Source organism: Mycolicibacterium boenickei, assembly GCF_010731295.1.
GTDB lineage: Bacteria > Actinomycetota > Actinomycetes > Mycobacteriales > Mycobacteriaceae > Mycobacterium > Mycobacterium boenickei.
Map to the genome: position 1 here is coordinate 4,345,784 of NZ_AP022579.1, position 20,894 is coordinate 4,366,677.

The following is a 20,894-nucleotide window of genomic DNA, read 5'->3' on the forward strand; positions in this document are numbered from 1 at the left end:
CCCCTCGGAGCGGGTTTCAGAAACTGCCGCATTGTTCGTATTGGAACGTGTTCCGATTCTTGCCTTGTAACGATTGAACGAGCGCGACGATGCACCCAGCGTTACCATCTGTCCCTGGAGCAACAGCAGGAGGCCAACCAGTTATGCGAGTGGATGTCCGTAGGTTCGGGATTGTGTTGACGGGCTGCGTGTCGGGTCCCGTCGTCGCGTTGGCGATGGCCGCCGCGGCGACCGCGGAGCCACCCAATCCGGCGCCTGCCCCCGCGCCTGCGCCGGCACCAGCCCCCGGGCCGGCGGCTCAGGCCGTGGCCGGAGATCCGGCGGCAGCGGCTGCCGCGTCCCCGGCGGGCACCCCGCACCTGGCGAGCCCGGATGCCCTGCCGCCGGGTGCGACGATGGATCCGACCGGACAGGGCACCGAGACCCCCAACCTGAGCTACCTCAAGGATCTGTGGCACGCCGTGCAGAACCAGGAGATCAGCGGCAAGGAAGCGCTGGTTCTCGGGCTCGCGCAGCGCGGCATGAACACGCCCGTCCCGGGCCAGGTGCCCGGTCCGAACGTTCCGGTCGCGCCGACGGCACCGGTGCCGGGCGGGCCTGCCGTGGCCGAGCCCGCCGGTCCCGTCGGCCCGGGCGTAGCGGTGCCCGCCGCGCCCGTTGGCCCGGCCGTAGCCGTCCCCGCGGGTCCGGCTGTACCGGCCGCCCCGGCCGTGCCTGCCCCGCCGGCTCCGGCACCCGCGCCCTGAGGGCCGCAAATCTGATCAGACCGGAACGCGCTCGACCGGGATCCGGTCGACCCGCGCGGGCACATGCTTGTGCCACGGCGTGCCCGCGTACTCGTCGCGCCACTGCGACGAGGTGAGCTCGTTGGGGGCCACGCCGGGTATGACGGCGCGCCCGTCGCCGTCGGTGTAGTCCAGGCCGAACCCGTTGGGCAGCGAGACGTGCCCGGGCAGCATCGCGTCGCTGATCTCCACCGTGGCCGCCGCGCTGCCCGCTGCCGTGGTGATCCTGGCCCGGTCACCGTCGAGCAGGCCGATGGCTTCGGCGTCCTCGACGCTGATCCGCAGGGCGCCGTCGGTATCGCGCTTGCGCCAGCCGGGGTCGCGGAAGATGTCGTTGGCGGTGTACGCGCGCCGCTCGCCGGCCGACAGCACCAGCGGGAACTCCTCGGTGGTCAGCGCCGAGGGCATGGCAGGCAGGGCCCGCACGGCGTCGAGCATCTCGGGCATGTCCAGCGCGATCTTGTGGTCCGCATGGCTGATCAGGGCAAAGTCGTCCGGATACTCGTGCACGGTGAACGTCAGCCCGGACCGGCCGGCCAGGATGGCCTCGAACAAGGCGTTGCCGTCGGGGTGACCGGCGCGGCGCACCGCATCGGGATAGGTCATCGCCGTCTTCTGGGCCAGGCCCCACAACGCCGCCGCCCCGGCCAGGCCGTCCGGCAGCACCGGCCCGAGCGTCTCGTAGAGCACGTACGGCAGCACGCGGCCCAGCCCCGGGTTGGCCCCCACGGCGCCGAGAAACGCCGCCGCGTAGGCGTCCAGGCCTTCCCCGGCGGCGCGGCGCAGCGGATCCAGTTCGGCGTCGTCGACCGCGCCGATGGCGCGCACCAGACGAGCCCAGATCTCCGGCTCGGGCAGGGTTCCGGGCAGCGGTTCGAACAGCCGGTGACGCAGGTGGAAATTGTTGTGCGGGAATTCCAGGTTGAAGAACGTCGCCTCGGGCTTCTCGAACTGGTTGGCCGCGGGCAGCACATAGTGCGCCAACCGTGCGGTCTCGGTCATCGCGACGTCGATGACCACCAGGAGCTCGAGGGATTCCAGCGCGGTCCGGACGGCAGCCGAATCGGCCACCGAGTGGGCCGGGTTGCTGCTCTCGACGATCATCGCGCGGAACCGGTCGGGATGGTCGGTGAGGATCTCCTGCGGCACCACGTTCGACGGCACCAGGCCGGCGATCACCGGGGCGCCGGTGACCGGGCTGCGGCCCACCCCGCCCGAGCCGAACAGCGGCGCGAACGACGAATGCAGATGTTGCCCACCGCGTTTGGCGAAGTTGCCGGTCAGGATCCACAGCATCTTGTTGAGGTACGAGCAGAGCGTGCTGTTGGGGGCCTGCTGGATGCCGAGATCCTCGAACACCGCGACGCTGCCTGCCGCGGCGATGCGCCGCACCGCCTGGCGCAGCTGGGATTCGTCGACGCCGCACCGCTGCGCGTAGTCGCCGATCGGCACCTGCCGCAACACTTCCCGGACCGGTTCGACACCGTTGACGTGGGCTGCCAGGAACTCTTCGTCGCAGAGGTCTTCCTGAACCAGCACCGCTGCCATGGCCGCCAGACACCACGCGTCGGTCCCCGGTCGCACGCGCAGGTGGAAGTCGGCGAGCTTGGCGGTGTCGGTGATCACCGGGTCGATCACGATCATCGCGCGGCCCGGATCCTTGGCGATCTCGTTGAGCACGACGCGGGCCCGCGGGAAACTCTGCGACATCCACGGGTTCTTGCCGACGAACACCGAGACCTCGGCATGTTCGAACTCGCCGCGGGTGTGGCCACCGTAGAGGTGAGCATCGACCCACGCCTCACCGGTCTTCTCCTGCGCCAGGGCATTTGACCGATACCGCGAACCGATCGCCTTGAGGAACGCCCCGCTGTACGCGCCGCCCAGGTGATTGCCCTGACCGCCCCCACCGTAGTAGAAGACCTTGTCCCCGCCGTGGCTGTCCCGAAGCGCCAGGAACTGCGCGGCGATCTCGGAAATCGCGGTGTCCCAATCGATCTCTTCGTAGCTGCCGTCGGGCCTGCGCCGCAGCGGCGAAGTCAGCCGGTTGGTGCTGCTCTGGTAGTGATCCAGTCGCAGCGCCTTGTTGCAGGTATATCCCTGCGACGCCGGGTGGTCCTTGTCGCCGCGGATCTTGGTGATGGCCCGGCCTTCGGTCTGCACCACGATGCCGCAGTTGCATTCGCACAGGATGCATGCGGTGGGCTGCCATTGATCAATGGTCATGACGAGGTTCCTTCCGGCAGGAGTGCGCGAAGTTGGCGGTGGATCTTCTCGAGCGGTGTGACGTCGCGAGTCGCCCGCGCCATCACCACGGCGCCTTCGATCGCCGTCATGATGAGCGTCGCGAGTTCCTCGGCGCGTTCGGCGGGGACTCCGTCGTCGGCCAGTCGGCGGGTGATCTGAGCGGTCCAGCGGGTGAAGGCGGCGCCGGCGCGGTCGAGCGCGGCGGTTTCGGTCGTGCCAGGTTCTCCCGCCTCGACCGCGACCGCGACAATCGGGCAGCCGGCCCGGAAGTCACTGGCGGACAATTGTTTCCGGAACCCCGCGATCATGGCGTCGAGCAACGCCACCGCGCTGTCGGCCTTGTCGATCCGCGCGGCCACCTGATCGCTGGCGTAGTCGACGGCTTCGCACAGGAGTTGGCTGCGCCCGCCGGGGAAGTAGTGATAGGCCGATCCACGCGGTGCGCCGCTGTGGGCGAGTACGTCGGCGATCGCGGTCGGGTGCGCACCGCGCTCCCGGATCAGCAGTGCGGCCGAGGCCACCATGCGTTCGCGAGGACCGGTCATCGGATGCCCTTTCGCCGGAATATGTATGTAACCATACATAACGGCCGGGCATGGGTCTACGGCCGTGACTGAGTGGGATGCGCAGTGTCCGGGCTTGTGCGGCGGATTGCTGCTTGATACTGACCGCAACCCGCCGCACAGGTGCATCAAACGGCTAGGTGACCGTCAACCACAGCACGAGGAAGGTGGACATGCTCGTCAGGCAGACCAGGTGGTCACGGCAGACGGCCCTGGCCAACCGCGTCTGTTCGGAAGGGCTGCCGGTGCGTGAGCCAAGGGCCACGGCATTGGGGACGGTGCGCAGCACCGCCAGCAGCACGGGGACGCCGGCCAGCATCGCGAACAGCGCGGTCAGCCAGCCCGCGTCGGCACCGTCGAATGCGTGAAAAGCCAATGCCGCCAACAGGATCACCATGACAGCGGCGATCAGCAGGCTCATCGGGCGCGATGTGGTCGTCGCGCGCCGGTAGTAGCCGGCGATGGACGCCAGCACGGGTTCCGGCAATTCGGCCGACCTGCGGTGGGGTAGGACCTGAACGTCGAAGATCAGGTCCATCCACAGCACGGCGATGAGGAACCCGCTGCCGGCGGCCTCGATCACACGCCGGCGGCCTCGTTGAGGGCGTTGAGGGTGCCCGTCGCCTCCAGGTATTCCTGCACCCAGCGTTCGATCACCGCGGAGGTCTTCTCGACCTTGGTGAACTGGCCGACCACCTGGCCGACCGGGTTGAACGCGACGTCGACGCTCTCGTTGGGGTACTTGTGCGTGGCGGCCACGGCCATCCCGGACACCATGTACTGCAACGGCATGCCGAGCGGCTTCGGGTTGTCCGGGTTCTCCCAGGCCTCGGTCCAGTCGTTGCGCAGCATGCGGGCCGGCTTGCCGGTGAACGAGCGGCTGCGCACGGTGTCGCGGCTGGTGGCCTTGGCGTACGCGGCGTGCTGCTGCGCGGTGTGCTCGGACTCCTCGACCATGACCCATTGGGATCCGGTCCAGGCGCCCTGGGCGCCGAGCGCCAGGGCCGCGGCGATCTGCTGCCCGCTGCCGATGCCGCCTGCGGCCAGCACCGGCACCGGCGCGACCTCCTTGACCACCTGGGGCCAGAGCACGATCGAGCCCACCTCGCCACTGTGCCCACCGGCCTCGCCGCCCTGGGCGATGATGATGTCGACGCCGGCGTCGGCGTGCTTGCGGGCCTGTGACGGCGAGCCGCACAGTGCTGCGACCTTGCGGCCCTCGGCGTGGATGCGCTTGATCATGTCGGCCGGCGGGGTGCCGAGCGCATTGGCGATCAGCGTCATCTTGGGGTGCTTGAGGGCGATTTCGACCTGCGGGGTCGCGGTGGCCTCGGTCCAGCCGAGCAGCTGCAGCGCGTCGTCGTCGCTGTGCTCGACCGGCACGCCGTGGTCGGCGAGGATCTTGCGGGCGAAGTCCAGATGTTCCTGCGGCACCAGGGACTGCAGCATGCCCTTGAGCTCGTCGGCGGACATGTTCGCGTCCATGCCCTCGTACTTGTTCGGGATGACGATGTCGACGCCGTAGGGGTGGTCGCCGATGTGCTCGTCGATCCAGTTGAGCTCGATTTCCAGCTGCTCGGGCGTGAAGCCCACGGCGCCGAGCACGCCGAAACCGCCGGCCTTGCTGACGGCGACGACAACGTCGCGACAGTGGGTGAACGCGAAGATCGGGAATTCGATCCCGAGCTCGTCGCAGAGTGCGGTGTGCATTGGGAGCTCCTTGAGTGACGGTGCGGTTCGAGAGTCCTCGGCCGATCCGGCCCGGACGGAAATGAAACGTGTTCTAGTTTAGTACCACGTTGAGCCGTTTTGGGTCGAGACCCGGCGGATTCACGCCAGCTCCGCCACGAACGACACTTCATTCCCATCGGGATCGGCGACATCGATGACGGCGACCATGTCGGCGATGACCTGCGGTTCTGTCGCGCTGACACCATTGTTGCGCAGCCAGGCGACGGTGGTGTCGAGTTCATCGACCCCGAATCGCACGGCCGATCGACCGGCGCCGCCAGGATCGGTGACGACCTGTAGCCACGCGGTGCCGGTCAGCTGCCATTCGGCGACTCCTGGAACCGGTTCCAGGTCGGGTTCCCGGTCGAGTAACCGGGTGTACCAGGCTTTCGCCTCGTCGAATCTTTTGGTGGCGATGACGGCCGCGATGTCCTTTATTCCGATGCGGTGTGTAGTTGGGGACATTCCCCATTTCTAGTCTCGACTGGCCGAGTGTCGTAGTGGCTTGGTTTAGTAGCCCCATGGGCCGCACGTTGTCGCCACCCGAGTCACTCGAGGAGATCGGCGCCGGTCCGGGTGGGCCGCGGGTGGGCGCCTTCTTCGACCTCGACGGCACATTGGTGGACGGATTCACCGCGACGGCGCACGCCGGTCATCGGATCCGTCAACGGCAGGCGGCCGCCGGTGAGATCCTCGGGATCCTGGAAGCCTCGGTGCGCTATCGAATCGGCCGGATGCCGTTCGAGCGGCTCCTGGTGCGGGCGGCCGGTTATCTGCGCGGCGAATCTCTGCTCGAACTCGACGAACTGGGGGAGTACCTGTTCGAGAGCCGGATCGCCCAGCGCGTCTATCCCCACATGCGCGCCGTGGTGCGGCGCCACCAGGACCGCGGCCACACCGTGGTGTTGAGCTCCTCGGCGTTGACCATCCACGCCGAGCCGGTCGCGCGGCACCTGGGGATCGACCACGTGCTGTGCAACCACTTTCTGACCGACGGCCAGGGCAGGCTCACCGGCGGGATCGTCGATCCGATCATCTGGGGAGCCCGCAAAGCCGATGCGGTACAGGCCTTTTGCCGGGTCGAGCAGGTCGATCTGGCGCACAGCTATTTCTACGCCGACGGACCCGAGGACAGCGCACTGATGCGATTGGTGGGCCATCCACGGCCGGTGAATCCACGGCCGGGTCTGGCCTCGGCTGCCACCGCGCAGGACTGGCCGGTGCTCAACTTGCCGCGACCTGGTGGCCGGCGCCGCGGCGAACGCCGGCTCCGTCCCGGCGCCTAGCCCAGCCGGTGCAGGCCCTTGCCTGTAACGAGCGGCAGGTCCAGGGTGGTGTGGATGCCCGGGGCGGCGGCCACCACATCGGGGATCGCGTTCACGATGCGCCCGGCCGCGGCCACGATCGCGGCGTGGTTGTGGTCACCTCGATCGCTGGTCGGGCAGATGTCCACGACATACGACGGCTCGCCGGTGATCTCGACGCGGTAGGAGCCGCCGGGCTGGGCCGGTTGCGCCCAATCCGGTCGCAGGTCCGCACGCACCCGGGTGACGTGCTCGACGACGATCACCGGCTTACCGCCGACCATGCCGTTGATCTGGAAGCGCATCGCCGCCACCGTGCCCTTGGCGATGACGCCGGTCGCGACCTCGATGTCCTCGGGCGCGGGCTCCAACTCGTAGTGCTCGGTGATGTCCTCGACTTCGACGCCCAGTCCGGCGGCGAGCATCCGGATCGCGGTCCCCCAAGCGGCGCTGAGGATTCCGGGGAGGAACAGCATTCCGGGCTGGTCGATCGGATTGCCGAATCCCATGACGATCGACATCACCTCGGTGCCGTCATAGGTGGCGTAGTCGGCGATCTCCATGGTCTTGATCTGATCGATGCGCTGACAGGTACCGGCGATCGCGAACGGCACCAGGTCGGTGGCGAAGCCGGGGTCGACACCGGTGATGAACACACTTGAATTGCCCGCCCGAGCAGCTTCTTCGACCCGCGCGATGGCCTTCTCCGGCATGGCGCCCCAGGGGAATTGCAGGCCGCCCGGGGCCGAGCCGACCACATTGATCCCGGCGGCCAGTGCGGCCATCACATCGCGGGTGGCTTCCACGGGGCGGGTGTCACCCATCGCGCAGTACACCAGGCAGTCCGGTTTGGCGGCGATCGCGGCGTCGATGCCCAGGGTGGCGGTGACCCCGGTGACGCCGCCCTGCCCGGCCAGTTCGCCGGCGTCCAGGCCGACCTTCGCCTCGGTCGAGGTGCCCACCGCGACGAGTTCGAACCGGGGGTCGTCGATGAGCTGGATCAGGGCCAACCGGCCGCAGTTTCCGGTGCCGACGATCGCCACGCGAATCGCCATACAGGTCTCCTCAAGGTGGGCGGTCCAATCGCAGTATGCCGATCCGGAAACGAAATTGGAACAGGTTCTAATTTGATCGCGGACGCGGTAGCGTCACCCGTCATGGGACGGGTAGACGGAAAAGTGGCACTCATCAGCGGCGGTGCGCGGGGCATGGGTGCCGAGCACGCTCGGGCGTTGGTCGCCGAAGGCGGCAAGGTCGTGATCGGGGACATTCTCGACGACGAGGGCAAGGCATTGGCGGCCGAACTCGGTGATGCGGTCCGCTATGTGCACCTCGACGTCACCCAGGAAGACCAGTGGAACGCTGCGGTGGAGACTGCCACCTCGGAGTTCGGTCTGCTCAATGTGCTGGTGAACAACGCCGGGATCGTCGCCCTCGGTCAGATCGGCAAGTTCGACATGGCCCAGTGGCAGAAGGTGATCGACGTCAACCTCACCGGCACCTTCCTGGGGATGCAGGCGTGCGTCAAGGCGATGAAGGCCGCGGGCGGCGGCTCGATCATCAACGTGTCGTCGATCGAAGGCCTGCGTGGCGCGGCCATGGTGCACCCGTACGTCGCCTCCAAGTGGGCCGTGCGCGGCATCACCAAGTCCGCGGCACTCGAGCTCGGTTCCAAGCAGATCCGGGTCAACTCGATCCACCCCGGCTTCATCCGGACCCCGATGACCGAGCATTTCCCGGAGGACATGCTCAGCATTCCGCTGGGCCGGCCCGGACAGCCCGACGAGGTGTCCAGCTTCGTCGTGTTCCTGGCCAGCGATGAATCCCGCTACGCCACGGGTGCCGAGTTCGTCATGGACGGCGGCCTCGTCAACGACGTCCCGCACAAGCTCTGAGTCGCACCGGCCGCACGCGGCGGTAAGGACCACGGCAGAATGACCCGGCAGGGCATCGACTCATGGACGCGGTGCCACACCGGTCTGTGAGGAGCTGCCCATTTCCGCCCGGAATCCCCGCGCCGGCCTGAGCGTCACGGGTTTCGTTGTCGTCGCACTGTTGGTTTTGTCGCTGTGCGTCGCCGATTTCCCGCCGTTCGCCACCCCGGAGCCGCCGTCGGGGCGGATGGAACTGGCTCAGGGCTGGCAGCTCGCCTCGGCACGCACCGTGACCGCCGACGGTGCGACCATGTCCACGCCGGGCGAGATCGATGCCGACTGGCACCCGGTCAAGCAGATGCCGTCCACGGTGCTGGCGGCGCTGCAGGACGACGGGACCTATCCGGACCTGTACGTCGGGGACAACCTGGCCGACGTACCCGACGACCTGTTCCGTCAGGACTGGTGGTACCGCACCACGTTCACCGCGCCGCAGGGCAGTTCCAGTTACCGGCTCGATTTCCCGGGTATCAACTATCGCGCCGAGGTGTGGCTCAACGGCACCATGATCGCCGGCAGTTCATTGTTGGTGGGCATGCACACGATCCACGAGATCGACGCGACGCAGTGGATCAACCCCGGGGGCGTCAACACGCTGGCGGTCAAGGTGACGCCCGAGCAGGCGCTCCAGGACATCGACGGCGTCGAGCTGGCCGACAGCTGGTGGGACTGGCTCAACTGGAACCGCATCGGCTACCAGGGCCCGGACAAGAATCCGTTGCGCGGCAATTCCTATGTGGCCGACCGCAATGCGGGCATCTTCAAACCGGTGTACCTGAGCTACTCGGGTCAGGTCGTACTCAGCGACCCGCTGGTCACCACCGAGCTGCCGCTGCCTGCCACCGACTCGGCCCGGCTCACCGTTTACTCGGACATCCGCAACACCGCCGATGTCCCGATGCGCGGCGTGGTGCGGGCGCGCATCAGCCGGCCCGGGAAACCGGCCATCTCGGTGGATCAACCGGTCAGCCTGGCGCCGGGGGAGAGCCGTGAGATCCGGTTCGATCCGGACACTTTCGCGGACCTGCGGGTCGGCAACCCGGACCTGTGGTGGCCGTACACCATGGGGAAGCCCGACCTGTACGACCTGCGGCTGGAATTTCTGCGCTACGGCAGGCCCACCGACACCCTGGATTCCCGGTTCGGCATCCGCACCGTGGCGCAGCACCGCGACAACGACGAGCAGTATCCGGACCTGGGCCGCGGCGGGAGTTTCTACCTGACCGTGAACGGGCGGGATTTCCTGGTCCGGGGCGCGGCCTACACACCCGACCTGTTGTTCCAGTACGACCCGCGGCGTGAGGACGCCATCCTCGGGTATGTCCGCGATCTGGGCCTGAACATGCTGCGGCTGGAGGGAAAGTTCCCGGGCGACAACATCATCGAGCGAGCCGACGAACTGGGCATCCCGCTGATGTACGGATGGATGTGCTGCAACCAGTGGGAGAAGTGGTGGCAGTGGGACGACGAGGACCGGCGGGTGGCCGACGAGAGCATGCGCTCGCAGATCCTCTCGCTGCGCGGGCACGCCTCGGCTTTCCTGTGGGCCAACGGCAGCGACGGGAAGCCGCCTGCGCCGGTGCTCGCGGGCTATCACGGCATCCTGCGCGATCTGCACTGGCCCAACACCGTCGTCGACACCGTGTCGTCGCTGGCCCGCGACGCCAACGGGGAACCTGACTGGGACGGCATCCACATGGCCGGCCCGTACACCTGGCGTCCGCCGAGCTACTGGTTCAGCGGGCGGTATCAGGCCACTCGCGGGTCCAACGCCGAACAGGGCGACAACGAACACATCCCGCCGTTCGCCAGCCTGCAGAAGTTCATCCCGAAGGACAAGCTCTGGCCGATCAACGAGGCCTGGTATTTCCACGCCGGGGCCAACCCGAGCAACGCCGCCCTGGAGAGCATTCGCACCGCGGTGGTCCAGCGGTACGGAACTTCGCGCGGCGCAGAGGAATTCGCCCGTAAGGCGCAGCTGGCCCACTACGAGTCGACCCGCGCACAGTTCGAGGCGTTCGCGGCCGGCGGGTGGGACAACCACAAGATGACCATCTACTGGATGCTCAACAATCACTGGCCGTCGTTCTTCGGACACCTCTTCGACTACTACCTGCGGCCCGGTGGCGCCTACTACGGGGCCAAGAAGGGACTGCGCCCGCTGTCGGTGGTGTTCGACTCCTATGCCACCGGAGACCACGACACCGCGCACGTGAGCGTGGTCAACCAGTCCCCGCAGGAGCGGACCGGACTGCGGGTCCGGGTGCGCACCTACGACCTCATCGGCCGGATGCGCGACGACAGGGACGCCGAAGTGCCTGCCGTGCCGTCCAACGGCGTTGTGCCCGGTTTGTCGCTGCCCCGGCTGGCCGCCGACTCGCCGGTGGTGTTCGTCCGCGCCGAACTGCTCGACGAGAACGGTGCCGTCGTCGCCGACAACACCTACTGGCAGTCGCAGCAGCCGGACGACGTCGGCCCTCCCGTCAACGACCAGGCGTTCGACCTCGTGCAGAGCAGCTGGGCCGACATGACTCCGCTCAACACCATGGCACCGGCGCAGCTGGAGGTGACCGCGCACCGGACCGAGGCGGCCGACGGCGGCGCCAGTGTGCAGATCCGGCTGCACAATCCCGGCCGCCAGATCGCGTTCTTCGAACGCGCCGAGATCACCACGACCCACGACGGTGACGAGATCCTGCCGATCGAGTACTCCGACAACTACGTCACCGTGTATCCGGGGGAGACGGTCGAGGTGACCGGCGCGGTCACCGGATCCGAACCCGAGGCGAACTGGGTCCGCGTCAGCGGCTACAACAGCGCACCCACGGTGGTACCGATCGACCAACGGGCACGACGATAGGATCGCCTGATGACCACAACCGATGAGCGCCATGAGATCAGCCAGCTGGCCGAGAGCGGCGGATGGCTGCACCGTGACCTCGACCGGGTGGACGTCTACCAGCGGGGCACGAACCGCATCAGGGTGGTGTGGCAGGGCCGGACTGCGCTGAGCGGGGCGACGCTGTACCAGGACGACATCATGACCACGTACACCCGCGACCTGGCCACCCTGAACAACTGGCTCAAGCGCTGAGCCGCTGAACCTTACGACGGCCGGGCGGAAATTCGGTCGCTTCGGCGGGTGATGGTGTGGCACCGTCGGATTCCGTGACCGACAAAGCGGATTCCCCGGCAACGACCCTCACACTGCACACCGTCACCGACTCCGACTGGGCGGGCATGGCGCTGCTCGGCAACACCGCGTTCGGTGAGATCGGCCACCCCGATTCGATGTCGGCGTGGCAGAAGATGGTGCCCGCCGACGGCGGTGTGGTGATGCGTGCCGGCGACGACGGGGACATCGTCGGGCAGTCGATCTACCTCGATCTCACCCTGACCGTCCCGGGCGGCGCGGTGCTGCCCGCGGCAGGAATCAGCTACGTGGCCGTCGCTCCCACCCATCGGCGGCGCGGGATCCTGCGTTCGATGTACACCGAGTTGCACCAGCGGATCGCCGATTCGCAGTATCCGATCGCCGCACTCACCGCGAGCGAAGGCGGCATCTACGGCCGGTTCGGCTACGGCCCCGCCACCACCGTGCAGCTGGTGACGATCGACCGCAGGTTCGCCCAGTTCCATGCCGCCGTCCCGGACCCGGGCGGGGTGCGCCTGGTCAAACCCGCCGAGCATCGCGACACCTTCGCCGAGATCTACGACCGTTGGCGGCTGCGGACACCGGGCGGGCTGGCGTGCCCGACGGCGCTGTGGGACGACGTCCTCGCCGACCGGGAGAACACCCGGGAAGGCGGGTCCGAATTGTTCGCGTTCCTCCATCCCGACGGCTATGCGCTGTACCGGGTGCACGGCGAGGAGTCCAGGACGCTGCGGGTACGTGAGGTGACCGCGGTGACCACCGATGCCTACATCGCACTGTGGCGGGCGCTGCTGGGCATGGACCTGATGGAGAAGGTGAGTACCTGGACCTATCCGGGCGACCCGCTTCCTTACCTGTTGACCAATCCGCGGCTGGCCCGGGTGACTTCGAGCAGCGACGACCTGTGGGTCCGGATCATGAACATCCCGGCTGCTCTGGAGGCCCGCCGGTATCAGGCCGACCTCGACGCCGTGCTGGACGTCGCCGACGGTTTCCGCGATGACGGTGGACGCTTCGCCCTGCAGATCCGCGACGGCCGGGCCCGGTGTACTCCGACCGACGCTCCGGCGGACATCGAGCTCGGCCTCGACGTGCTGGGCAGCCTGTACCTGGGCAGCCACCGCCCCGAAGGGTTCGTCGCCGCAAACCGGTTGCGGGGCAAGGACTCAGAGGCGGTACGGCGGCTCGGTGCGGCCTTCGCGAGCGATGTTCCGGCCGAACTGGGCTACAGCTTCTGAGCCTGGGTGAGAGCCCGCTGCGTAGTGTTCATCAGGTGAGCGCACGTGCAGGCATCGTCGTTACCGGAACCGAAGTACTCACCGGAAGGGTTCAGGACCGCAACGGTCCGTGGCTGGCCGACCAGCTCCTCGAGCTCGGGGTGGAGCTCGCGCACATAACCATCTGCGGTGACCGTCCTCGTGACATCGCGGCGCAGTTGCAGTTCCTGGCTGCCGAGGGGGTGGACCTGATCGTGACCAGCGGCGGGCTCGGGCCGACCGCCGACGATCTCACCGTGGCGACGGTCGCCGAGTTCTGCGGTCGTGAACTCGTCCTCGACGAGGCCATGGAAGAGCGCATCGCGGCGATCCTGCGCAAGCTGATCGGCGAGCGGCCCGGCGTGGATTTCGATGCGGTCCGCGCCGCCAACCGCAAGCAGTCCATGGTGCCCGCCGGTGCCGAGGTGCTCGCGCCGGTCGGCACCGCACCCGGCGTCGTCGTGGGCGGCAGCCCGACGGTCGTTGTGCTGCCGGGCCCGCCACGCGAGCTGCAGCCGATGTGGCACACCGCCGTCGCGACCGAGGCTGTGCAACAGGCCATTTCGGGCCGCACGCAGTACCGGCAGGAAATGGTGCGGATGTTCGGCCTCGCCGAATCCGGCCTGGCCGAGACCCTGCGGGACGCCGAGAGCACGATCCCGGGTTTCGACGCCCTCGAGATCACCACCTGCCTGCGCCGCGGTGAACTCGAGATCGTCACCCGGTACGAGCCCGACTCGGCAGGCACGTATCAGGACCTGCTGACACTGCTGCGCGACCGGCACGGTGCCGCGCTGTACTCCGAGGACGGCACGACCGTGGACGAGCAGGTGGCCGGACTGCTGGCCGGGCACCGGATCGCCACCGCGGAATCCTGCACGGCCGGACTGCTGGCCGCGCGGCTGGCCGACATCCCGGGCTGCTCGGAATACTTCGCCGGAGGGGTGGTCAGCTACTCGAACGAGGCCAAAGCCGAACTGCTGAACGTGGATCCGCTTCTGATCACCGAGTACGGCGCGGTGTCCGAACAGGTGGTGGAATCCATGGTTGCCGGTGCGCTGCATCATTTCGGGGCCGACACGGCGGTGGCCATCAGCGGTGTCGCGGGCCCGGATGGCGGCAGCCCGGAAAAGCCGGTCGGCACGGTGTGTTTCGCGGTCCGGTCGGGATCGGCCGCGATCACCCGCACCCTGCGCCTGCCGGGCAATCGGTCCGACATCCGGGAACGGGCCACGACGGTGGCGATGCATCTGCTGCGCCGGGCCCTCACGGGATTCGGCGACTAGGTCGGCGGCAAGTCAGGTCTCCCCATGGGCTGCACCACTATTCGCATTGATTAGACATGCTCTAAATCTAGGACTCCAGTCAATATCAAGCAGTAATCCTAGGTGTAAGTGCCTCGGGGGTTGGTGCCGAGGGCGCTGGGACTGCGCGGCCGCGTCGCCGGGACGCGCCGGTCGCCACCCGCCGCACGATCGCCGGATGCATCAACCGACTGGGCGGGTCAACCAGGTTCATCACCCGGAAGAATGCCTCGGTGACCACGGGATCGTTCTCGGCCGCGGTGAGCACCCGCTCGGTGTACCAATTGGACAGCCGGACCGATACCGGTCGGTGCCCCGGAATCTGGGGCAGGGCCAGATCGGCGCCGCAGGCCATCTGCCATGCAGTGTTGACGCATCCGGCAGCGGCCCGCAGGAATCGGCGACCGAGATCGTCGGCGCCCCGGGTCAGGCAGTCGCGCAGCGCCAGCGCCTCGAGCGCGGCTACCGACATGCCTTGCCCGTACACCGGGTTGAAGCTGCAGATCGCGTCGCCGAACACGAGCAGACCTTCGGGGAAGCGGGGCATGCGCTCGTAGCGTCGCCGCACACTCGCCGGGTAGCGGAAGGTCGCCACCGCCCCCAGCGGTTGGGCGGTGCGCAGGGCCGCGATGGTTTCGGCGGGGAACAGATCCTCGACGAAGGCGATCATCCCGTCCAGGTCGGCAGGCGGCTCCTGGCCGTTCATCCCCGCGGTGGTGAGCAGCCAGGTGTTGTCTTCATAGGCGAACAGGGAACCGCCGCAGGGCCTTTCGGGAACCGCCCCGACGAGGGTGAGCCGGTCGCGGGGCGGGTTCTCGGTGAAGCGCATCAACTGGCTGGAATAGGCCACCTGCACCGCGATCCGGTCTTCGGCCGGACGTCCGAATCCGGCGCTCTCCAGAAACGCCGGTGTGCGTCCGGCGCGGCCCATCGCGTCGACGATCAGATCGGCGGCGATCGCCTGCCCGGGACCACCGGAGCGAGGGGCCGCGAGGACGCTGGTCACGCGCCGGTGGTCATCCATCAGCAACTCGACCGCGTCGTGTCCGTCGAGGATGCGGACGTTGTCGATGGCGCGCACCCGGTCCCGGACATGTGCCTCCAGGAACGGTCTGCTGGCCAGATACGACTCGATCGGTCTGGACGGCTCCTGGTCGAGATTGAGCCGGTGGCCGCCGAACGTCAGCGAGATGAGGGAAAGATTCGCCGCGTCGAGCACCGTCGCACCGTCGGCGGCCAGTTCCTCGGGGAGCCCGGGAAACAGCTCGGCCAGGGCCTGTAGTCCGCCGCTGAGCAGTCCGTGCGCGTGCCGGCCCTGCGGGACGCCGCGCCGCTGGACCGGGCCGTCGGGCAGTACGTCGCGCTCCACCAGCGTGACGGTGTCGAAGAATTCGGCCAGGGCCCGGGCGGCCAGAAGTCCGCCCATGCTCGCGCCGAGCACCACTGCGTGTTTGCCGATCGTTGCCATTGCCGACCTCCGGACCGCTGGCACATCGCCAGTTGTTCGAAGTATGGGAACGGGGCTGGGTCCGGGCCTAGAGTAGTGCGCTACTCGAACGTCACCGGGTCGCCGGTATCGATGCCAGTGCCTCCTCCACGCAGGCGGGCCAGGCACCCTCGTCGAGGACTGTGACCGCACGCGCCCCATAGGCGCTCGAGATGACGACGTCGGGCCGCAAGCTCGCCAGCACATGCAGGCTGTCGGCCATGGCTCCGGCATCGCCGATGCCGGGAATCACGAACGTCGACCATCGGCCGTCGGCGGCGACGAACATGGTGTCCCCGGTGAACAGGTACCGGCCCTGGGCGCCGTCGACCAGGTAGCTCGTGCTGCCGGGGGTGTGCCCGGGGGTGGGGATCACCTCGACGCCGCGGTCATCGACGTGGCGGGACGACAGCGGTACGTCGATCGGGCGGTGCCGGCCGATCGTCTCGCGCTCGGCATCGGGCGCATGTAACCGGGAACCGAACCGCTCGGCGATCCGGGCCAGCATCGGGCCTGCCTCGTCCTGGTGCGACAGATATTGATCGTCGACGCCGCCGAGGGAATCCAGCGTGGCGAAGTCCGCATCTCCGGCCGGGCAGTAGAACAGCGCGTTGTGCCCGCCGGACGTCCACAGGTAGGAGTGTGTGGTCAAACCGGGAAACGGTGTGTCGGTACGGGTTTCCCACAGGTCGGACCGGATCCGGGTCATCGAGTTCGTCATGACGACAGCCTCGACCCTCAACAATGGTTGAGGTCAACCCCCGGTCCGGCTCAGTCCGTCTTCGCCTTGTCCCACGTCGAGATCATGGTCCCCATGATCTCCTCCACGCAGCCCAGCCCACCGAGGTGACTCTCATAGGGCAGCTCGGTCATCACCGCGTCGGGCAGGCGGGAGACGACATGCTGACCATGGGCGAACGGCACGATGTGGTCGTGGTCGCCGTGCCACCAGTGCACCGGGACCTTGACCTCGTCGAGCCGGAAGCCCCAGTCCCGCTCGAACACCACGATGTCGTAGAACGGGGCGGCCAGTTGCTTGCGGCTGCCGTTGAGCAGGTCGTCGAGGAACATGGCCTTGAACTCGGGGCGGCCGAGCATGCGCCGGTCGCCTTCGGGGGAGATCCTGGCGTAGATCTCCAGAGCCGGCGAGGCCACGGGACGGATCAGCCGGATCAGTCCGGAGGCGGCCAATCGGATCGGTGCGCCTGCCACCTCGAGGATCGGGGCGACCGCCGCGCCGAGCTGCATCAGCGGACTGCTGATCGCATCGGGGCCGATCATCGGGGCCACCCCGCCGAGCACCCCGGCCGCCACCACCCGGTCGGGCATGGCGGCCGCGGTGGCCAGGGTGTAGGGCCCGCCACCGGACAACCCGATGACGGCCATCGTGTCGATGCCAAGCGTGTCGGCGATGGTCCGCAGATCGTCGCCGAAATCCAGCACCCGGTCGTACTGATGCGGAGTGGAGGACCCGATGCCGGGGCGGTCCACCCCGATCAGCCGGATGTGATTCCGCTCGGCGTAGATCCGGGCCTCGGTCGGGATCTGCCTGCGGGCACCCGGGGTGCCGTGCAGCCAGAAGACCGCGCGGCCCTGCGGATCACCGAACTCGGCGAACCCGAGCTGCCTGCCGTCGCCCACGGCGACATTGCCCTCCAGTTTGGGGCGATCGATCGGGATGACCATGTTCGTGTGCCTCGCCTGGCCGGGGTCTGCGACTAGCCCGCGACGGAGGCGTCGTAGATGGACTGGATAGACTTGTCCAACGTGGCGTTGAACTCGTCGTCGCTCTGCTGTGCCGAAAGCCCTTCGGTCAGCGCGCGGCTGAAGCTGGCGATCACGCCGGTGTTGGCGGCCAGCAGCTTGTTGGCCTCGTCGCGCGAGTAGCCGCCGGACAGCGCCACGACTCGCATCACCTTGGGGTGCTCGACCAGCGACTGGTAGTGGTTGGCCACAGTCGGCAGGGTCAGCTTCAGCATCACCTTCTGATCGGCGGGCAGCGCGTCGAGGTTCTTGGTGATCTCGTCGCGCAGCAGGTCCTCGGCCTCGGCCTTGTCGGAGATCGAGATGGTGACCTCGGGCTCGATGATCGGGATCAGCCCGTGCGACAGGACCTGCTTGGCCACCTCGAACTGCTGGGCGACCACGGCGGCGATGCCGTCGGCGTTGGCCGCACCGATCACCGAACGCTCCTTGGTGCCGAAGATGCCGTTCTTCGCTGCGCGGGCCAGCAGCTCGTCCAGGCCGGGCATCGGCTTCATCACCTGCACGCCGTCGGCGGCATCGGCCAGGCCCTTGTCGATCTTGAGCAGCGGAACCACGCCCTTGTCCTCCCAGAGGTAGGTCGCGGTGGGCTTGCCGTCGATGGTGCGGTCCATGGTCTGCTCGAACAGGATCGCTGCCAGCACGCGCTCCCCGGTGAACACCGGCGAGGTGATGATGCGCGAGCGCATCTGGTGGATCAGGTCGAACATCTCCTCTTCGGAGGAGTAGGCGCTCTCCTCGACCCCGTAGAGACGCAGGGCCTTGGGGGTCGACCCACCGCTCTGGTCGAGCGCGGCGATGAAGCCCTTGCCCGTGGTCATCTTGTCGGCCTGCTGCTGGTTCACCATGAGGTTGTCCACTCCTTTGAAGACGGCGTCCTGCTGTTTCTGCTGTGAGGCGCACACCACAGTGGCGCACAGTTCGACTCAGAGGATATGCGGCTACGTCCCGGCGGTAGCGGCCACCCATCGGGGCGGGGTTCGGGCAGCCCACGGGGCGGCCTGTTCGAGCTGACCGGCCAGGCTGAGCAGGACCGATTCGTCGGGAGCCATCAGCTGTACCCCGATCGGCAGGCCATCGGAGGTCTGCCCCAGGGGCAGTGAAATCGCAGCCCAACCGGTCACGTTGGCCAGGGCCGTCCAGCCGGTGGTGGCGAACTCGACGTCGAAGAAGGCCCGAGTGGTGCCCCGGGGCTGGTTCAACAGTCCGTACGGCGGCGGACCGGTCAGCAGCGTCGGCACCAGCAGCACATCATGACCTGCCATCTCCGCGGCGAACCGCCGCGTCTGGGCATGGATGTCCGAGATGGCCTTCGCATAGGCAAGGCCGGTCGTGGTGAAGCCCTCCCGGATCATCACCCAGCTGCTCGGCTCGAACTCGTCCTCGCGGGGTTCCCGGCCCAGATGCTGCCGGGCCAGCTCGTGCAACTCCGCGTTGCTGACGGTGTGCAGCACCGCGATGGCGTCGGCGACGACGTCCGGATCGATCGTGGGCGCGCCGGGTGTGAGGTGGTGGCCGAGGCTTTCCAGCAGCCGCCCGGCGGCCTCGACCGCCGACACCACCTCGGGGTCGATCCGGTCGGTGGGAAACGGCGACGAGGTGGCGATCAGGATGCGTTGTGCCGTCGGGGTCTGCGCGGCCGCTTCCAGGAAGGACACGGCCGGGACGGCGGCGCTGTATGGATCACCGGGTGCGGTGCCGGCGATGACGTCCAGGAGGGCCGCACTGTCGCACACCGTCCGGGTCAGCGCGTGATTGTTCACCAGTCCCTCGAGTCCGTGGCCGCCGTCGGGGGCGAAGGAGGCCCGCCCGCGCCGTGGTTTGAGGCCGACCACGCCGCAACATGAGGCAGGCACGCGGATGGAGCCCGTGCCGTCCCCACCCGAGGCCCCGGGCACCACACCGGCGGCGACGGCTGCCGCCGAGCCACCGCTGGATCCACCGGGGGTGCGGGTCGGGGACCACGGGTTCACCGTGGGGCCGTACAGCGTCGGCTCGGTGGTGCAGTGATTGCCCCATTCCGGGGTGTTGGTCTTCCCGAACACGACGAGGCCCGCGTCGAGGTAGCGGTTCACCGTCCACGCGGTGTCGGTTGCGACATGGTCTCGCAGCGCGCAGGAGCCCATCGATTCGCGAGCACCCGCCAGGGCCGCACCGAGATCTTTGAGCAGGAACGGCACGCCGGCCAGCGGTCCGGTCCGCTCGCTGCGCAGCGCACCGGACTTGTCGAGGGCTGCGGCCTGGGCCCGGCCCCGCTCGAACAGGTCGGTGATCACGGCGTTGAGACCACGGGTCGCTTCCACCCGGATGATCGCCGCGTCGAGTAGTTCGACGGCGGTCAGCTCACCGGCGGCGGCCAGCGCCGCCTGCCCGATCCCGTCGGTGCGGGCGAGTTCGAATGCCGACGACGAATCCATGACACATCACTCCGGGCGATCGATGGTGGTATCGGTGGGCGCACTGACGCGGGTCAACTCGAGCGCGATGAGAACCTCGACCCCGGTGATGACCAGACCGGCGAAATACATCCATTTGAGGGTCGGATCCGGTTGCGCGGCAAAGTAAACGATGAGGAAGATCGGTCCGACGATCCCGACCACGAACACCATGGCCTGGATCCGGATGTATCGCCAGAATGTGGACATCGATCTCCCGCCGCGTGTCCGATGAGCGGCCAGCTTAACGCGGTTATCGCGGTGCGACGACGACCGGCGTGGACAGGATCTCCCGGTACTCGACCATCGGTTCGCGCTTGAGCACCGAACTGCCCGAGGTGACGAGCAGCTCGGTCGGTGAGACCGCGTAGTTGACCTGGTAGTTGCGCGCGACGAAGCGGCGCCCCGGCGTGATGTCGGCCGACGCCGCCAGGGCGGCCTTGTCGGACAGTCGGACACCGTGGTACTCCAGCCGGCCGGTGCGGTCCAGGCAGATCACCACCAGTGATGCGTCGGTGCGGCCGATGGCCCTGGCGGTCTGGGTGTCACGGCACCGTGCTGCCGAATCGACGAAGCCGGAGCCGTCGGAGGCGAACGCCGCGGCGGCCGGAGCGGTGGCCCGCGCGGCGAAGCTGCGCTGCAGCGGCCGGTTCGGTTTCACCTCATACATCCTGGCGCCGACGGCATACACCGACTCCTTGGCGGAGAACTTGGAGGCGAGCGTGGTGAGGATGACGAATGCGGTGAGCATGGAGCTGACGACGGCCGCGGCCGCCACTCCGATGCCGACGGGCAGCCAGCGTCGTTCCGGTGCCTTGCGATGCCGCCCACGACGTACCGGTGGATATGGCGGATGCGGTGTGGGGACGAGGCAGGTGACCAAGCTTGCTCCCGGGGAACGGCGGTGTGTTGGGGCGTGGCAGAGGCGACG

At 68.1% G+C, this 20,894-nt stretch carries 20 protein-coding genes; 7 read left to right on the forward strand and 13 right to left on the reverse strand.

The features are described 5' to 3' along the window. Window positions 1-173 precede the first annotated feature (173 nt). Entirely contained in the window at window positions 174-746 is a 573-nt protein-coding gene (locus G6N57_RS20610; protein ID WP_322790639.1) for a hypothetical protein, read from the forward strand. Between the two features lie 15 nt (window positions 747-761). Here the strand turns inward: G6N57_RS20610 and G6N57_RS20615 are convergent, their stop codons facing one another. The 5 genes from G6N57_RS20615 to G6N57_RS20635 all read right to left on the reverse strand — a co-directional run bounded on the left by G6N57_RS20615 (window position 762) and on the right by G6N57_RS20635 (window position 5,791). Beyond that, on the reverse strand, window positions 762-3,011 hold the full coding sequence (locus G6N57_RS20615; protein WP_077740806.1) for a molybdopterin-dependent oxidoreductase: 2,250 nt from the start codon (window positions 3,009-3,011) through the stop codon (window positions 762-764). Continuing rightward, entirely contained in the window at window positions 3,008-3,577 is a 570-nt protein-coding gene (locus G6N57_RS20620; protein WP_077740805.1) for a TetR/AcrR family transcriptional regulator, read from the reverse strand. The genes G6N57_RS20615 and G6N57_RS20620 overlap by 4 nt, the downstream gene beginning before the upstream one ends. Window positions 3,578-3,731: 154 nt before the next feature. Beyond that, the gene (locus G6N57_RS20625) at window positions 3,732-4,133 is read right to left on the reverse strand and encodes a hypothetical protein (protein ID WP_077741948.1); all 402 of its coding nucleotides are present in this window, start codon (window positions 4,131-4,133) and stop codon (window positions 3,732-3,734) included. Window positions 4,134-4,174: 41 nt separating this feature from the next. Continuing rightward, window positions 4,175-5,305: a nitronate monooxygenase gene (locus G6N57_RS20630; RefSeq protein WP_019346340.1), complete on the reverse strand. Its 1,131-nt coding sequence runs from the start codon at window positions 5,303-5,305 to the stop codon at window positions 4,175-4,177. A 120-nt stretch (window positions 5,306-5,425) separates the two neighbouring features. After that, window positions 5,426-5,791 (reverse strand): VOC family protein, encoded by a 366-nt coding sequence (locus G6N57_RS20635; protein ID WP_077740804.1) that lies wholly within the window; start codon window positions 5,789-5,791, stop codon window positions 5,426-5,428. A gap of 56 nt (window positions 5,792-5,847) precedes the next feature. On the opposite strand from G6N57_RS20635, the gene G6N57_RS20640 reads away from it, so the two are divergent. After that, window positions 5,848-6,612, forward strand: a complete 765-nt coding sequence (locus G6N57_RS20640) for an HAD family hydrolase (RefSeq protein ID WP_077740803.1) — start codon at window positions 5,848-5,850, stop codon at window positions 6,610-6,612. On the opposite strand, the gene G6N57_RS20645 is transcribed toward G6N57_RS20640, so the two are convergent. Next, window positions 6,609-7,685, reverse strand: a complete 1,077-nt coding sequence (locus G6N57_RS20645; RefSeq protein ID WP_077740802.1) for an NAD(P)H-dependent amine dehydrogenase family protein — start codon at window positions 7,683-7,685, stop codon at window positions 6,609-6,611. The two genes, G6N57_RS20640 and G6N57_RS20645, sit on opposite strands and share 4 nt — an antisense overlap. Window positions 7,686-7,787: 102 nt before the next feature. Here G6N57_RS20645 and G6N57_RS20650 point away from each other — a divergent pair, with 102 nt between their 5' ends. The 5 genes from G6N57_RS20650 to G6N57_RS20670 all read left to right on the forward strand — a co-directional run bounded on the left by G6N57_RS20650 (window position 7,788) and on the right by G6N57_RS20670 (window position 14,260). After that, window positions 7,788-8,525: a glucose 1-dehydrogenase gene (locus tag G6N57_RS20650; protein WP_077740801.1), complete on the forward strand. Its 738-nt coding sequence runs from the start codon at window positions 7,788-7,790 to the stop codon at window positions 8,523-8,525. Window positions 8,526-8,697: 172 nt separating this feature from the next. After that, complete coding sequence (locus tag G6N57_RS20655) at window positions 8,698-11,424, forward strand: glycoside hydrolase family 2 protein (RefSeq protein WP_077741947.1); 2,727 nt, start codon at window positions 8,698-8,700, stop codon at window positions 11,422-11,424. Between the two features lie 9 nt (window positions 11,425-11,433). Further along, window positions 11,434-11,658, forward strand: coding sequence for a hypothetical protein (locus tag G6N57_RS20660; protein WP_077740800.1), 225 nt, complete (start codon window positions 11,434-11,436; stop codon window positions 11,656-11,658). Between the two features lie 74 nt (window positions 11,659-11,732). Continuing rightward, window positions 11,733-12,956 (forward strand): enhanced intracellular survival protein Eis, encoded by a 1,224-nt coding sequence (locus tag G6N57_RS20665; protein WP_077741946.1) that lies wholly within the window; start codon window positions 11,733-11,735, stop codon window positions 12,954-12,956. A 35-nt stretch (window positions 12,957-12,991) separates the two neighbouring features. Continuing rightward, window positions 12,992-14,260: a competence/damage-inducible protein A gene (locus tag G6N57_RS20670; protein ID WP_077740799.1), complete on the forward strand. Its 1,269-nt coding sequence runs from the start codon at window positions 12,992-12,994 to the stop codon at window positions 14,258-14,260. Window positions 14,261-14,345: 85 nt separating this feature from the next. Here G6N57_RS20670 and G6N57_RS20675 read toward each other — a convergent pair whose 3' ends face one another. The 7 genes from G6N57_RS20675 to G6N57_RS20705 all read right to left on the reverse strand — a co-directional run bounded on the left by G6N57_RS20675 (window position 14,346) and on the right by G6N57_RS20705 (window position 20,846). Then, the gene (locus G6N57_RS20675) at window positions 14,346-15,746 is read right to left on the reverse strand and encodes an FAD-dependent oxidoreductase (protein ID WP_077740798.1); all 1,401 of its coding nucleotides are present in this window, start codon (window positions 15,744-15,746) and stop codon (window positions 14,346-14,348) included. Window positions 15,747-15,837: 91 nt separating this feature from the next. Continuing rightward, the gene (locus G6N57_RS20680; protein WP_077740797.1) at window positions 15,838-16,485 is read right to left on the reverse strand and encodes an MBL fold metallo-hydrolase; all 648 of its coding nucleotides are present in this window, start codon (window positions 16,483-16,485) and stop codon (window positions 15,838-15,840) included. A 50-nt stretch (window positions 16,486-16,535) separates the two neighbouring features. Then, window positions 16,536-17,450, reverse strand: a complete 915-nt coding sequence (locus G6N57_RS20685; protein ID WP_077740796.1) for an alpha/beta fold hydrolase — start codon at window positions 17,448-17,450, stop codon at window positions 16,536-16,538. Between the two features lie 32 nt (window positions 17,451-17,482). Then, window positions 17,483-18,376, reverse strand: a complete 894-nt coding sequence (locus G6N57_RS20690; protein ID WP_077741945.1) for a fructose bisphosphate aldolase — start codon at window positions 18,374-18,376, stop codon at window positions 17,483-17,485. A gap of 93 nt (window positions 18,377-18,469) precedes the next feature. Next, complete coding sequence (locus G6N57_RS20695) at window positions 18,470-19,945, reverse strand: amidase (protein WP_077740795.1); 1,476 nt, start codon at window positions 19,943-19,945, stop codon at window positions 18,470-18,472. A 6-nt stretch (window positions 19,946-19,951) separates the two neighbouring features. Continuing rightward, window positions 19,952-20,173: a hypothetical protein gene (locus tag G6N57_RS20700; protein ID WP_077740794.1), complete on the reverse strand. Its 222-nt coding sequence runs from the start codon at window positions 20,171-20,173 to the stop codon at window positions 19,952-19,954. 43 nt (window positions 20,174-20,216) lie between these two features. Next, window positions 20,217-20,846 carry a hypothetical protein gene (locus tag G6N57_RS20705; protein WP_234815682.1) on the reverse strand — a complete coding sequence of 210 codons (630 nt, stop codon included), beginning with the start codon at window positions 20,844-20,846 and terminating at the stop codon, window positions 20,217-20,219. Between the last annotated feature and the right edge of the window lie 48 nt (window positions 20,847-20,894).